We start from the raw sequence: 14,109 nt of genomic DNA, 5'->3' as shown, positions 1-14,109 counted from the left end.
TTAGTATTTCATTATTAGGTTACATCGAATAATGTTACAACGATCTATTCAGATCAGATGTAGTAAACAGATTAACCCATAATCACTTTCACTTCGTGCTCTTTGCCATCACGGAAGTCTGGTAAAATATTGCCTTCAATCACTTTACCATCAACTTTGATTTCTTTAATACCACGAGCCACACCTGCTGCATTATCTACATGTAGATTATACGTAGCTCCGCGGAATGCACGACGATAAGTGAACTCTTTCCAATCTTTCGGAATACTTGGATCTACTAACAATCCTTCATTTTCAGCACGTACACCTAGAATCCAGTTGGTTGCCATGCGTTGTAACCATTGAGAAGAACCTGTATACCAAGTCCAACCACCACGACCATAGTTAGGTGAGATTGGGCCATCAGAGTTACCTGGTGTTACATATGGCTCGCCTACATAACCATTTGGATCGTCAGAACGGTTAGGAGGACAGATTTTGCTGTATGCTTCGTATGCTTTTTCTGGTTGACCGATCAATGTATATGCCCATACTGCCCATGTAGCAGCATGCGTGTAGACACCACCATTTTCACGTAACCCTGGAGCATAGCGTGTAATATAACCAATATCACGACGGACTTTGGTATAAGCAGGATATAGAAGCAATGCACCATGATCACGTAATAGATGTTTACTTACGCTATCCATTGCTTGTTGTCCACGTTCTTGATCAGCTACTCCCGAAATAACAGCCCACATTTGTGGATTCAAGAAGATTTGACCTTCTTCGTTTTCTTTTGAACCGACTTTTAATCCATCATCGTTGGTTGCTTGTAGATACCATTCGCCATCCCAACCATATTTGTTCAGTGCTGCTTTTAAGCTACCTTGTACTTCAATCATTTTATCTGCAAAAACTTGATCGCCACGTTTGGCAGCTACTGGTGCAAAGTTACCTAGAATAAGGTACAAGAACTCGCCTACCCAGAAACTTTCACCTCTCCACTCGTAACCGATCGCACTTAGACCATCATTCCAGTCATGCTCACCCATCAATGGAACACCACGCGGGCTAAAGCGTAAGAATGTTTTCTCGATCGCTAATTTACAATGTTCATACACTGTAGCTTCGCCACCATCTAAGAATGGAGTGACTTCATCCAAGATATCGTAATCTTGTGTTTCTTTCAGATAGGCATCCATGATGAACGGAAGCCATAGCAAGTCATCAGAACAACGAGTACGAGGACCGCCACCACGAATCGTGAACCACCAGTGAAGTACATCGCCTTCTTGGAATTGTTGGGAAGCATGCATAAGAATTTGTTTGCGCATCAATTCTGGTTTGCTTGTTAAGAAGATTTGAGAATCTTGCAATTGGTCACGATATCCATAACCTGCGCTTGTTTGATAATATGCTGTTTTACCCCATAGACGACAGGAGATCGATTGGTATTTCAACCATACGTTCGTCATAATATTCATTGCTGGATCAGGTGTATGAATTTCTTCCACATCGATCAATTCACTCCAGAATGCATGTACATCTTGAAGAGTACGTTCTGCTGCTTCAACAGTAGTGTATTTCTGGATCAATGCATCTGCATCTTCTTTTTCTTGCTCTGCTGCACCAATAGTGAATACAACCGTATGTGAAGCTCCTGCTTCTAGATTAATAGCGACACGTAGAGAAGCAGTAGCATCTCCAAAGCGTCCACTATTTCCTGCTAGTTCTTTGTCAATCATCGCTTGTGGACGAGATTCTTCACCATACATACCTACAAATGATTCTTTGTCTGCATCAAATGAAGATGGTGTTTCACTTGCCGCATGGAACGCTGTGTAAGGCCAGCTTACATTGTTACTGCGTCCTTTCTCATCCGGGAAGCTCCATAAGTATTTTTCAAGCTGAATCGCGTTCAGATCTTGTTTATATTCAGAATTCATAAAGATTTTGTGGAATTCACGATGTTCATCCGGTGCAAAACCTGGAGCCCATTCAAAATAAGTCGTTGCATCCAATTCGCGTGCTGTTGTGCTGTTATTGGTTACTTTCAATTGCATAATTTCAAGCGGTGCATCTGGAGCTACAAATACAGTCAATTCACTGCGAATTCCATCCACTTGTTGCGTAAATACGCTATAACCGATACCATGACGCACTTCATAAAATTCATATTCAGCCATAACCGGTTTCCAGCCTGCTGACCAGAATTTGCCTGAATTGCGATCACGTAGATAAATAAATTTACCCCATGAATCTTTGATTACATCTTGGAAAAGACGAGTGATCCGGTTCTGCCCTGCATTTCCACGCCATGAACAACCGCCACCTGCTTGCGATACCATAAAGGAATAATCGCCATTACTGATAATATTACTCCATGGACGTGGTGTACGTGGATTTGTAATTACATATTCACGACCATTTTCTGTAAAATAACCATATTCATTTTGGAAAAGTCCTGTTTGCTGTGTTTGATTTTGTATCGTTGACATTCAATATCCCTCCAAAAAGTAAACTTATATTCTATCCAAAATACGTTCTCGTAGAACGACTTGTCTCTAGTGCTACTGCATGACTGTGTTGTGCACTCAGGTATGAAATTACTTCATACCTGAAATAGTATATCCTTCGATAATATGACGCTGCATAAAGATAAACAGAATAACGATTGGCACTACCATGAATGAAGCACCTGCCATCTGAATCGCAAAGTCACCACCGTATTGACCTTTCAACAATGATAATCCAACAGACAATGTGTATAGATTTTCATCATTGGCAATAATCAACGGCCATAGGAAACTGTTCCAACCGCCGATAAAAGTCAAAATCCCTTGTACCGCAAAGATTGGCTTCGCAATTGGAATAACCAATTGGAAAAAGGTACGTAACTCACTTGCTCCATCCAATCGTGCTGCTTCGATCAAGTCAGCAGGAATGGTCGTCATAAATTGACGGAATAAGAAAATACCAAACGCATTAACCATACCTGGTAAAACAATACCTGCCATTGTATTGGTCAGATTCATTTGATTCAGCAATAGATACACTGGAATCATTGTTACTTGAGAAGGAATCATCATTGTTCCGAGTACAAGATAGTACAGAACATTACGACCCGGGAATTCAAATTTGGCAAACGCATATCCTGCTGCCGCATTTAAAAATAGACCGATAAAAGAGAAAAATACGATAACTAATGTGTTCCACAAATAGGTCGCAAATCTCATTTCTGTAAATAGACGTACATAGTTCTCAATCGTAGCTTGTTGAGGCCAGAACTTCGGCGTTAATGCAACTACTTCACTTTCTGGTTTGAAGGATGCAAGAATCATCCATACAAAAGGGATACACATCGCTATACTACCAATAAGTAGAAGCGCAATAATGACTGTTTTATACATCGGTTTGACTTGAATATCCATTTTGGAACCTCCCTTCATACTTTGTTCTGTGTTTACATTAATCTACAGAACTTAGTATTCTACATCGCTGTCTTTTTTACGTACTTTAAACTGGATCATAGTTACAAGAATAATGATGGCAAATAGAACAATAGAGCCTGCTGCTGCATAACCAAAGTTATTGCGTTGGAACCCTGTATTGTAAATAAACAATGCCATAGACATCGTACTGTTGATTGGACCACCTTTGGTCATAACAAGCGGCTCTTCAAAAAATTGAATCCAGCCGATTAGTGTTGTAATCGATACGAAAAAAGTAGCAAAGCTTAGTAAAGGAACCGTAATCTTAGTCAACTGTGCCCAGCGGCTTGCTCCATCAATCTGAGCAGCTTCGTAATACGTACGCGGAATCCCTTGCAAGGCTGCTAAGAAAATAATCATATTCAAACCGATTGCTTTCCAGACCGCCATAATGATCAATGAGAATTTAGCAATAACCGGATCTTGTAACCAGCTCACCGGATCAATCCCGATAAAGCCTAACATCTGGTTAATTAGACCGTATTGTGAGTTGTACAAATATCCCCAGATTACAGCTACTGCTACGATATTTGTAATCGAAGGCATATAGTAAATTACTCGGAAGGATTTGAAAATCCAACTGGTTCCTTGATTAATCAAAATCGCTATAGCCATAGAAATAATAACAACTGAAGGAACACCAACCACTACAAAAATAAGCGTATTAAACATCGACTTCTGGAATGTTGCATCCGAGAACAGTCGAACAAAGTTATCAAATCCATTAAATTTGATATTTGAGAAGTCCGCCAATCCCGATAAGTTCATGTTCGTAAAACTGATAAAAATAGCAATAAAGATAGGAATAAATGAAAACAAAAACAAAATAATTAGCGTAGGTGCTATAAACAAATATGGATATTTATATTTGTTTAATTTTTGCAAAGCGTTTTGCATATTGGATTCCCTCCTTCACAGAAGTTTTGACGTTCTGATATGCTATCGTTCTCTTCCAGATCCATATCAGTTGGTTATATCTGAGTATGAATCTGGCGAGAAGGATAGTTGATGTACATAAAATAGATGCTGTTATTGCGGAAGCTTATTCAGCTAATAAACTATCTGCTCCTGTATTCACTTCTTCCATCTGTTCTTTGATATCTGCTCCACCAATTGTAATTTGTTGTAGAGCAGCTTTGATCAAGTCACCGATAGATTCCCATGATTTCACAAATGGAGAAGGACGTGCTGTGTCTAATTGGTCACGGAAAGTTTGAACAATAGGTTTATTGTTAAATACTTCGTTATCCCAAGCTTTCATGTTGGCAGGTAGATCCTGATCGTGTTTATATTTAGCAACTTGTGTTTCAGGATCACTCATGAAAGCAATAAATTTAGCGGCATCGTCTTTATTTGTTGCACTGCTGAATACACTCCAGTTGGAACCACCAAGAATAGAAGCGCTTTTGCCACCTTCTTCTTTTGGAGGAATAATAGCTGTTGCCCATTGATCTGCTTTTAGATCAGGCAAATCGGTTTTGATCTGATTGGCAGACCACGGACCACTGACGAACATTGGAATTAATCCTTGACCAAATGAAGGTAACAATTTGATATCACTTTGATTAGGTGTTAGACCTTCTTTGAAGAAGCTGGTCAAATACTCAATCGTTTCGATATAAGCAGGTTGATTAAATTGTGCTTTGTTATCACTGCTGATGACTTCACTCCCATTTTCCCAAGCGTACGGAAGAGTGAAAGCTGCATCTTGAGTATCTAACAAAATACCGTATCTGCCTTTGCTTTTATCTGTTAATTTGGTTGCAGCATCTTTCAATTCAGCCCAACTTTTCGGAGCTTCGTTATAACCTACTTGTTTCAACAAATCTGTGCGGTAGAACAATACGCGAGTCTCCAAGTACCAAGGAATACCCACTAATTGATCATTGACCGTCATCGTTTCTTGTGCACCTTTGAAAAAGTTCTCTGGTTTGAGATTAGGAAACTCTTCTGTATAAGGAGTCAGATCAAGCAATGCTCCAGCATCAGCAAATTCTGGAATCCATGTTGTACCCATTTGGATAACGTCCGGTCCTTTTTTGGAAGCGACCGCTGTAAGCAATTTGTCATGAGCGTTATCCCATGGAATAAATTGCGTTTCTACTTTGATATCCGGATATTTTTTTTCAAAAGCCGGGATGAGTGTGCTAATAGCGTTATCTTCTCCACCCATACCCCATACTTTCAATACACGTTTACCATCTGATGTTGTAGGTACGCCTGCTTCTTCTTTATTTCCACAAGCCGCTAATACTAATGAACTGATCAGTAACAATACCAACATTGATTTCCACATTTTAAACATCCATTTCACCCCGTTAGTTTAGTAAAGGCATATGAATCTTTGGCAAAGGTACTACACGAACATGCAAAGCTTGAACGGGCAGAACCTCTGCCCTGTGGATATCATTAGATTAGTTGGCTAACAAGTCATCAGCCTGGCTGTTCACCTGATCCATTTGTTCTTGAACATCAGCACCACCGATTGTGATTTCTTGCATAGCTGCTTTGATTAGATCTGCAATACTTTCCCACGGTTTTACAAATGGTGCTGGACGTGCTGTATCCATTTGTGTACGGAACGTTTGGATATCTTTGTTAGATGCAAGTGATTTGTCTTCCCATGCTTTAGTAGTAGAAGGCAAATCTTTTGTCAATTCGTACCATTTCACTTGTACTTCTGGTTCATTCATATACGAAATAAATTTAGCACCATCATCTTTGTTCGTAGCACTGCTAAATACCGATAGACTTGATCCACCTAAGATCGAAGCACTTTTACCGCTTTCATCTTTAGCCGGGATCGTAACTGTTCCCCATTGATCGTCTTTTAGATCAGGCAATTCATCTTTGATTTGTTGTACAGACCAAGGGCCGCTAATAAACATAGGGATAATACCTTCACCAAATGATGGTAGAAGTTTTAAATCTACTTGCGAAGGTGCTAATTTTTCTGTAAAGAAACTGCTCAAGTATTTGACAGCATCCACATATGGTGGTTGGTTAAATTGAGCTTTGTTATCACTACTAATAACTTCGCTACCATTTTCCCAAGCGAATGGAAGTGTAAATACTTGATCCTGGCTGTCTAGCAAAATACCATAATTGCCATTTCCTCTAGCTGCCAGTTTGGTTGCTGCATCTTTCAATTCAGCCCAAGTTTTAGGTGGTTCGTTATAGCCTACTTCTTTAAGTAGATCTGCACGATAGAACAATACGCGAGTATCGATATACCATGGAATGCCTACAAGTTGATCGTTGTATGTCATTGTTTGTTGAGCGCCTTTGAAGAAGTTATCGACTTTCAGATTCGGATATTTGTCTGTATAAGAAGATAAATCTAGCAAAGCTCCAGCGTCTGCAAATTCAGGAATCCAACCCAATCCCATTTGCACAACATCAGGGCCTTTTTTGGAAGCGACTGCTGTTAGCAATTTATCATGGGCATTATCCCAAGGAATCGCTTGTACTTCGACTTTGATATCAGGATTTGCTTTTTCAAAATCAGGTACGATTTTGGAAAGAGCAGTACCTTCCGCACCCATTCCCCATACTTTTAGAACACGCTTACCATCCGCTGTTGTTGCAGCTGCTTCTTCTTTGTTGCCACATGCTGACAAGATCAGAGAAAAGATCAACATACAAGCTACAACCGATTTCCATGTTTTTGTCATTAAATTCACCTCGTTGTTATGATAGAAAATGCTTGCTGCTCGATATCGCTTTCAAAAAAACGATAAGGTACATCCATTATGGAGAACGTACAGTACCACGAGAAACTAATTCAGTATCCAGTTTATACTGTGGACTAACCGTTTCTCCTTTTAAAATCTGAAAAATCAGATGTACAGCTAATGCCCCTACTTCATAATCAGGCTGACGTACTGTCGTTAAAGACGGTGTCAAAAACCGCGCTTGTACAATATCATCAAAGCCTATGACTGATATATCATCAGGAACAACAATACCAGCTTCATTTAAAGCAGTTATTCCTCCTAATGCCATCTCATCATTTGCAAAAAATACAGCCTCTGGAATCTCGCCTTGTGCAATCATTAATTTGACTGCGCGATAACCGCCTTCTTCTGTAAAGTTGCCGATTAGATTCCAGCGTGGTTCAATCGTCAATCCATGTTTGTTCATCGCTTGCACAAAACCGTTATAACGATCTTTATTGTGCTTACTGCTTGCTGGCCCAGATACATAAGCAATTTTGCGATGACCGGCTTCGATTAGATGTTCAGTAGCTAAAATGCCACCTTTTTCATTATCTGCTTCAACATAACAGACACTTTCATGCTCTAATCTTCGATCTAACATTACGATAGGAAATCCTTCACGAGCCGATTCCAAAATCGTACGGTCTGGAATATTATGAGCAAGGATAATAGCTCCATCTACCCTTTTCTCTTTAATAAATTTGACCGCTGTTGATGATTCCCCACCAATAGAGCTACAAGCAATTAAGTCATATCCATTGTTGAGGCTGACTTCTTGCACGCCTTTGATCAATCTAGAATAGTACGGACCAGACAGATCACTTAACAACAAAGCAATCGTATTTGTTTTGGAGCGCTTAAGATCAGAAGCAATCCCATTCTTCTGATAATTCAACTGCTTAGCAGCAACAATCACTTTATCGCGTGTCTTAGGACTAACTCTTCCGATTCCATTTAGCGCATAGGACGCAGTCGATACTGCGACACCCGCTAAAGCGGCTACATCCTTGATCGTTGCTCCCATTGACTTCCCCCCTGGTGTTAATTAGCTAATCGAAACGTTTCGATAAAATCATAAAAAAATGATTTATCCTTTTCTATCCAGATGATAAACAAAGAGCTATAAAAATGGATTTTTATGGATTTTAAGCTAAAAAAGCTAATTTTATACGGTTTATTCACTAATTATTAATGGATTCTGTATAAAATTCATCATGTAGAGTTTTATATCATTTTGTCGAAACGTTTCTACACGCTTATTATATATCTGCTTGTAACCGATTTCAATACCTTTTAAAATTTTTTTGTTATTTTGTCGAATGTAGTGGTGTGAATCGCGGGTTAAACAAGGTGTCTTTTTTCAATCAAGTCCAAATCGATCGATATGATCTTGTAGTCCTTCTTGTTTTAAAATACGCAATTGCTCTACTCCAAATAAATCGAAATGTGGATAACGATCACGAAAATGAATATAACGAGGGTTAAGTTGGTGTTCTCTACACCAGTTTTGCAACTTTTCGATATCTGCACAACCTACTTTAGTCACTGTACGCATATTGGGAAATCGATCATCGATCCAATAATGAGTTAAAAAAGCGATTTGTCCATCACTTACTTGTTGCTTCCAATAGTTTAATTGTGATCGATCTATACCAAATGCCATATTTTTCACCTTTCTTAGACAAACATATCTTCATTTAAAGTGTTATCGGAAATAACTGTAGCAAAAAAGATCAACTCTATTGTCAGCAGCTGATCTGTTGCCTTAATGATCTTACTCTATTCGAACGCACTCAAGCGCTTAACTATTTTTTTCTTTTTCTTGCTCTTCTAGCTTTTTAGCCATACCTTCAGGATACGCATTTTCACTAGAGGACGAAGATTTAGTCGCATCTTTATCTTTTTCTTCTTTTTTCTCCATATTTAAATCTTCCATAGGCATAGGGTCTACATTTTGTTCGGATTCAAAACGATCGAACAGACTTTCATTTTCAGTTGGATAATGTTCAGGATGATCACGCTTGCCTTGTTGTTCTTCAATTTTATCGTTTTTTCTTGGCTCAGTCATCATTAATCTCTCCTTTGGCTATATCTACATCATAGAAAGTATAGAATTAATAGTAGTTACTGTACTTTACCTCTCTACGAAAAATTGAAACAATTTCTTCATCATCCTTATCAGAATTAGACTTATTCTCTGCAAAAGCATATGCGATACATAACAAAAAAATCGTGTCTATTTAGAACACTCTACAGCGACTAAAAGACACGATTTCCTTATTTACAGATAAAATGATTTGAATAGAACTTATATTCAATAAAGATTACATTCTATTACATGTATACAGACCATACACATACAGGTTTGGAGACTTCTACACTTTTACCTGTATATGTTAATTTACCTGTTGCAGCATCTACAGTGAAAGTAACAATATTATTGCCATCGCGATTCGCAGCAAGCAAATAATTACCATTCGGTGTCAATGAGAAATGTCTTGGATGTCCACCTTCTGTAGATACATGTTGTACTAGAGTTAATTGACCTGTTGCTTGGTCAACTTCATATTGCACAATACTGTCATGACCACGGTTAGATCCATAGACAAAGCGACCATCTTTGGAGATCGCAATTTCTGCACAACCATTTTCACCATCATAATCAGCTGGCAATGTAGAAATGCTATGAATTTCGCTTAATGTACCGTTGCTACCATCATATTGGTAAGCTGTTACAGTTGAATTTAACTCATTAATCACAAACGCATATTTTCCATTAGGATGGAATACAAGATGACGAGGGCCTGCGCCTGGTGCAGTCACTTGTTCTGCTACTCGCTCTAATTTGCCTTCTTCTTGATCGAGTGCATACGTATAAATACGATCCAATCCTAAATCCTGAACCAATACATATTTTCCAGTAGGATCATAGAACGAAGAATGAGGATGTGGACGATCTTGATTCGGATGTACACTATGCCCTTCATGTTGTTGTACATCTAACGATTCACCAATTTGACCATCTTCACGGATAGCAAATAATCCTACCATACCTCCATGATAACTGGTTACGCTTAAGTACTTACTATCGTCAGAACGCTGAATATGACAAGTAGGAGCCCCTACTGTATTTAGACGATTCAATAAATGGATACTTCCTTTTGCCGGATCAATAGCAAAAGACGAAGCTTCACCAATCTTCGTGCCATCAGAATAAGCAGCTTCCCCGATCGCATACAGTCGACCTGCTGGAGCATCGATATTTAGAAATGTAGGATTTTTAAGTCCCATAAAAGCATCGGTCTGAGTCAGTTCACCTGTTGCTTCATCAAAACTGTATACATACACACCGTTATCTGTTGATTCTGCATAAGAGCCTGCGAATACAAGCAAGCGTTCATTTGGGTTAGTCATATGTGATTCCTCCACTCTATTTATATGTTATTTATTAACTATGAACAAAAAGTTCCTCTATATAAGGTAACGCCTTCTGCACAAAAAATCAAAGTTCACGATCCAAATCCTCATATAGATTTATAAGAAACTGTAAGTTACACTGTAGATAATCCAACTTTTGTAAAGTCTATCTATTCTAATCTATCCAAGTGGGGTGAGTTCAATGATGGTTCGCAAATGTACATTAGGGCTTGCAAGTTTTCTATTACTAGCTTCAGGTAACCAAGCTTTTGCCGCTTTCGATGATCTGGATAACACCGTAGACAAAAAGAAGATTGAATATTTGGATGAATATCATATTTTGACAGGGATGACCGAAACTACCTATGCTCCAGAACGTTCATTAAATGTTGCACAAGGGGTAAGCTCACTTGTGAAAGGGCTTGATCTCAATATCGATAATATGCGATTTATCAAAAAGCCAGAAGCAAGTGATTACTATACACGTATCAGTAATGACGCATGGTATAGCCATGATATGATTGTCGCTCATCATAATGGACTGGATCTTCCAGCAGATGTAGATGTGACGACAGCAATGACACGCAGTCAATTTGCTACTTTACTCTGGCAAGCTGTCGAACAAGTCGATCCTGATATCAATGAATCCGGTGGTAATAATATAACGTCAACTAAATCTGATCCACAAATAGCTGATCATCACTCACTATCTGCTATAGATCAACAAATGGTAGAACAGATGATTCATAATGAGATCGCTACGCTGGATCAAAAAGGCAAATTTTATCCCGATGAACCGATTACCCGCGCAGAAGCCGCAGTCATGTTATACAATGCGATAGAATTAACAGGCAAACTGGGTAGTGTAGGCACAATCGAATAACAGAACAGAATTAGCATTATTTTATAAATAAAATATATTTAAAATAAAAATCCCTTTGACACAGCGCTTTTATAAGCATGAAGTCAAAGGGGTTTTTAGATTGATTTTAAAGTCATGTATTCTACTAGCTTTCTACATCGTAAGAAAGATCTGGCTTTTAATTTATCGCAAAACGTTGCCAATCTTCTATCGTAATCGCATATAGAACATGATCTTCCCAATTACCATTGATATGTAAGTAACGTTCAGCTAGACCTTCACGGCGAAATCCAGACTTTTCTAGCACACGTAATGATGGCGTATTCCATGGCATCACTCCTGCTTGTAACCGGTGAAGCTGTGCTTCGGTAAAAGCAAATTGCAGACATTGCTGAACCGCTGCTGAAGCATATCCTTTTCCATGATGATCTTGATCTACAAAATAGCCAAGATTTCCATTTTGAAAAGGTCCACGAGCCACTCCACTAATTTCGATTCTTCCTACCAATTGTTCACTAGCCGTTTCAAATATCCCAAATACATACCCTTGACCTGCTTCAAAATTATGTTCCCCATTAATTAGCATTTCTTGCTGAGCTTCAAGTGTCCAATACGATTCCGGACGAATAGGCTCGTATTTTTTGAGATAATCTCGATTGCGATTCCGTAGTTGCAGAACTTGCTCAGCATTCGCTAGAGTGAGTGGTTTTAAATAGATATTCGAATTCATGATTTATCCTCCTTTGTTGCATGTATGATCAAATACTTATTTGTGTTGTTCTATGATGATTAGCTAGACACAATCGTCCTATTATTCAAAAATCCAGTACCTTCTATAAGAACAATATGTTCTCTAGAAGAATACTGGATTTGAAGTAGATTAAAAAGATTAAACGATATTTTTATCAAGAATATAATGATTACGTACCGAATTGAGCGGCATGTAGACGGCTGTATGCACCACCAGCTTGAATGAGTTCATCATGAGCGCCTTGTTCAGCGATACCTTCTTTGGTAACAACGATAATACGATCTGCATTTTTGATCGTAGCCAGACGATGCGCAATAATCAATGTTGTTCTACCTTGCGACAATTCATTTAGAGATTGCTGAATTGCTGCTTCTGTCTCGGTATCAAGCGCAGATGTGGCTTCATCTAGAATCAAAATCGGTGGATTTTTGAGGAACATACGAGCAATCGATAGCCTTTGCTTCTGTCCACCGGATAGCTTCACGCCACGTTCTCCGATAATTGTATCCATTCCTTCTTCATACGAAGTAATCACTTCTTCAAGCTGTGCTTGACGAGCAGCTGTCCATATTTCTTCTTCGGTTGCTCCCAATTTGCCGTAAGCAATATTTTCACGAATCGTACCATCGAATAAAAATACTTCTTGTTGTACAACACCGATCTGGGAGCGTAATGAAGATAATGTCATCTTGCGAATATCAATACCATCTATCGTCACTTCACCTTCAGCAATATCATAGAAGCGTGGCAATAAACTACATATTGTTGTTTTACCAGCACCAGAAGGGCCTACAAGAGCCACTGTTTCTCCTTCGCGAATATGAAGATTGATCCCTTTCAAAATATAATCTTTACCTTCATAACCGAACGATACATCGTTATACACAATATTTCCTTTAAGCCCACTTACCTCTTGAGCATCAGGTAGATCATGAATCTCTGTATCAGTATTCAGCAATTCTTCAAAACGGCGGAAGCCTGCTATTCCTTTAGGATACGTTTCAATAACTGAATTCAATTGCTTAATCGGCGCTAAAAATACATTAGATAGCAGTACAAAAGCGATAAAGTCGCCGTAACTCATCCCTTTTTCAATCACAAACCATGTACCACAGACGAGTACAAAAATAGAAACGAATTTCATCAAAATATAGCTAATTGACGAATTCCACGCCATAATGCGATACGCAACAAGCTTAGTACGACGAAAACGTCCATTGTTGATCGCAAATTGACTGATTTCATGATCTTCGTTAGCAAAAGCTTGTACAACACGCATTCCGGTAACGTTATTTTCGACACGTGCATTAAAATCAGCGATATCTCCAAACATACGCCGGAAAGCGACTGACATTTTGCGTCCAAAAAAGAGTGATAAATAGATCATCAAAGGCACAACTACAAAGGTCAAAATTGCTAGATCCATATTAATACTAGCCATCAAAGCAAATGCACCAACAAGTGTCATCACAGCGATAAATAAATCTTCAGGTCCATGATGAGCAATCTCACCAATATCCATCAGATCATTGGTCATACGAGATACGAGATGCCCTGTCTTCGCATTATCGAAAAAGCGAAACGGTAACCGCTGCACATGATCAAATAGCTTTTTGCGCATATCGGTCTCAATATTGATTCCTAGCTTATGTCCCCAATAAGTTACGACATAATTGAGAAATGAACTGACGACAAATATGCCTAATAATCCCACACATGCCCATAAAATGACACGCCATTCTCCACCCGGAAGTAAATCATCGATAACGCGGTTTACTGCTAATGGAAAAGCTAATTCAAGAATAGCTGCAATAATCGCACAGCCAAAATCGATCACAAATAATCCTTTGTAAGGACGATAATAAGCAAAAAAACGTTTTAACATTG

12 protein-coding genes are annotated in these 14,109 nt (G+C 38.8%); 1 reads left to right on the top strand and 11 read right to left on the bottom strand.

Going from position 1 to position 14,109, the window contains the following annotated elements:
- Positions 1–71 precede the first annotated feature (71 nt).
- From QE450_RS06365 to QE450_RS06325, 9 genes are all read right to left on the bottom strand, one after another.
- Positions 72–2,480, bottom strand: a complete 2,409-nt coding sequence (locus QE450_RS06365; RefSeq protein ID WP_273615866.1) for a glycoside hydrolase family 94 protein — start codon at positions 2,478–2,480, stop codon at positions 72–74.
- Positions 2,481–2,588: 108 nt separating this feature from the next.
- A complete protein-coding gene (locus tag QE450_RS06360) occupies positions 2,589–3,413 on the bottom strand; it encodes a carbohydrate ABC transporter permease (RefSeq protein WP_273615865.1) in 825 nt (274 codons plus the stop codon).
- Positions 3,414–3,464: 51 nt separating this feature from the next.
- A complete protein-coding gene (locus tag QE450_RS06355; protein ID WP_274170263.1) occupies positions 3,465–4,370 on the bottom strand; it encodes a carbohydrate ABC transporter permease in 906 nt (301 codons plus the stop codon).
- 145 nt (positions 4,371–4,515) lie between these two features.
- Complete coding sequence (locus tag QE450_RS06350) at positions 4,516–5,778, bottom strand: sugar ABC transporter substrate-binding protein (RefSeq protein WP_301263943.1); 1,263 nt, start codon at positions 5,776–5,778, stop codon at positions 4,516–4,518.
- A 109-nt stretch (positions 5,779–5,887) separates the two neighbouring features.
- The gene (locus QE450_RS06345) at positions 5,888–7,147 is read right to left on the bottom strand and encodes a sugar ABC transporter substrate-binding protein (RefSeq protein ID WP_273615862.1); all 1,260 of its coding nucleotides are present in this window, start codon (positions 7,145–7,147) and stop codon (positions 5,888–5,890) included.
- Positions 7,148–7,223: 76 nt separating this feature from the next.
- Complete coding sequence (locus QE450_RS06340; RefSeq protein ID WP_273615861.1) at positions 7,224–8,216, bottom strand: LacI family DNA-binding transcriptional regulator; 993 nt, start codon at positions 8,214–8,216, stop codon at positions 7,224–7,226.
- 336 nt (positions 8,217–8,552) lie between these two features.
- Positions 8,553–8,855 (bottom strand): hypothetical protein, encoded by a 303-nt coding sequence (locus QE450_RS06335; RefSeq protein ID WP_274170265.1) that lies wholly within the window; start codon positions 8,853–8,855, stop codon positions 8,553–8,555.
- 138 nt (positions 8,856–8,993) lie between these two features.
- Positions 8,994–9,260 (bottom strand): hypothetical protein, encoded by a 267-nt coding sequence (locus QE450_RS06330; protein ID WP_273615859.1) that lies wholly within the window; start codon positions 9,258–9,260, stop codon positions 8,994–8,996.
- 266 nt (positions 9,261–9,526) lie between these two features.
- Entirely contained in the window at positions 9,527–10,606 is a 1,080-nt protein-coding gene (locus tag QE450_RS06325) for a lactonase family protein (protein ID WP_307297877.1), read from the bottom strand.
- Between the two features lie 205 nt (positions 10,607–10,811).
- On the opposite strand from QE450_RS06325, the gene QE450_RS06320 reads away from it, so the two are divergent.
- The gene (locus tag QE450_RS06320; RefSeq protein ID WP_307297874.1) at positions 10,812–11,492 is read left to right on the top strand and encodes an S-layer homology domain-containing protein; all 681 of its coding nucleotides are present in this window, start codon (positions 10,812–10,814) and stop codon (positions 11,490–11,492) included.
- Positions 11,493–11,649: 157 nt separating this feature from the next.
- Here QE450_RS06320 and QE450_RS06315 read toward each other — a convergent pair whose 3' ends face one another.
- On the bottom strand, positions 11,650–12,201 hold the full coding sequence (locus QE450_RS06315; protein WP_307297872.1) for a GNAT family N-acetyltransferase: 552 nt from the start codon (positions 12,199–12,201) through the stop codon (positions 11,650–11,652).
- A gap of 190 nt (positions 12,202–12,391) precedes the next feature.
- The gene (locus QE450_RS06310; protein ID WP_273615853.1) at positions 12,392–14,107 is read right to left on the bottom strand and encodes an ABC transporter ATP-binding protein; all 1,716 of its coding nucleotides are present in this window, start codon (positions 14,105–14,107) and stop codon (positions 12,392–12,394) included.
- Between the last annotated feature and the right edge of the window lie 2 nt (positions 14,108–14,109).

It is taken from the genome of Paenibacillus sp. SORGH_AS_0306, assembly GCF_030819345.1.
Taxonomy (GTDB): domain Bacteria; phylum Bacillota; class Bacilli; order Paenibacillales; family Paenibacillaceae; genus Saccharibacillus; species Saccharibacillus kyungheensis.
Note: the sequence above shows the minus strand (reverse complement) of the source record. Positions and strands in the feature narration are given on the sequence as shown.

What these genes read in the sequence shown, in the direction of transcription:
- QE450_RS06365 (WP_273615866.1), bottom strand. Translation starts at nt 2,480, where the DNA reads ATGTCAACGATACAAAATCAAACACAGCAAACAGGACTTTTCCAAAAT.
- QE450_RS06360 (WP_273615865.1), bottom strand. Translation starts at nt 3,413, where the DNA reads ATGGATATTCAAGTCAAACCGATGTATAAAACAGTCATTATTGCGCTT.
- QE450_RS06355 (WP_274170263.1), bottom strand. Translation starts at nt 4,370, where the DNA reads ATGCAAAACGCTTTGCAAAAATTAAACAAATATAAATATCCATATTTG.
- QE450_RS06350 (WP_301263943.1), bottom strand. Translation starts at nt 5,778, where the DNA reads ATGTTTAAAATGTGGAAATCAATGTTGGTATTGTTACTGATCAGTTCA.
- QE450_RS06345 (WP_273615862.1), bottom strand. Translation starts at nt 7,147, where the DNA reads ATGACAAAAACATGGAAATCGGTTGTAGCTTGTATGTTGATCTTTTCT.
- QE450_RS06340 (WP_273615861.1), bottom strand. Translation starts at nt 8,216, where the DNA reads ATGGGAGCAACGATCAAGGATGTAGCCGCTTTAGCGGGTGTCGCAGTA.
- QE450_RS06335 (WP_274170265.1), bottom strand. Translation starts at nt 8,855, where the DNA reads ATGGCATTTGGTATAGATCGATCACAATTAAACTATTGGAAGCAACAA.
- QE450_RS06330 (WP_273615859.1), bottom strand. Translation starts at nt 9,260, where the DNA reads ATGACTGAGCCAAGAAAAAACGATAAAATTGAAGAACAACAAGGCAAG.
- QE450_RS06325 (WP_307297877.1), bottom strand. Translation starts at nt 10,606, where the DNA reads ATGACTAACCCAAATGAACGCTTGCTTGTATTCGCAGGCTCTTATGCA.
- QE450_RS06320 (WP_307297874.1), top strand. Translation starts at nt 10,812, where the DNA reads ATGATGGTTCGCAAATGTACATTAGGGCTTGCAAGTTTTCTATTACTA.
- QE450_RS06315 (WP_307297872.1), bottom strand. Translation starts at nt 12,201, where the DNA reads ATGAATTCGAATATCTATTTAAAACCACTCACTCTAGCGAATGCTGAG.
- QE450_RS06310 (WP_273615853.1), bottom strand. Translation starts at nt 14,107, where the DNA reads ATGTTAAAACGTTTTTTTGCTTATTATCGTCCTTACAAAGGATTATTT.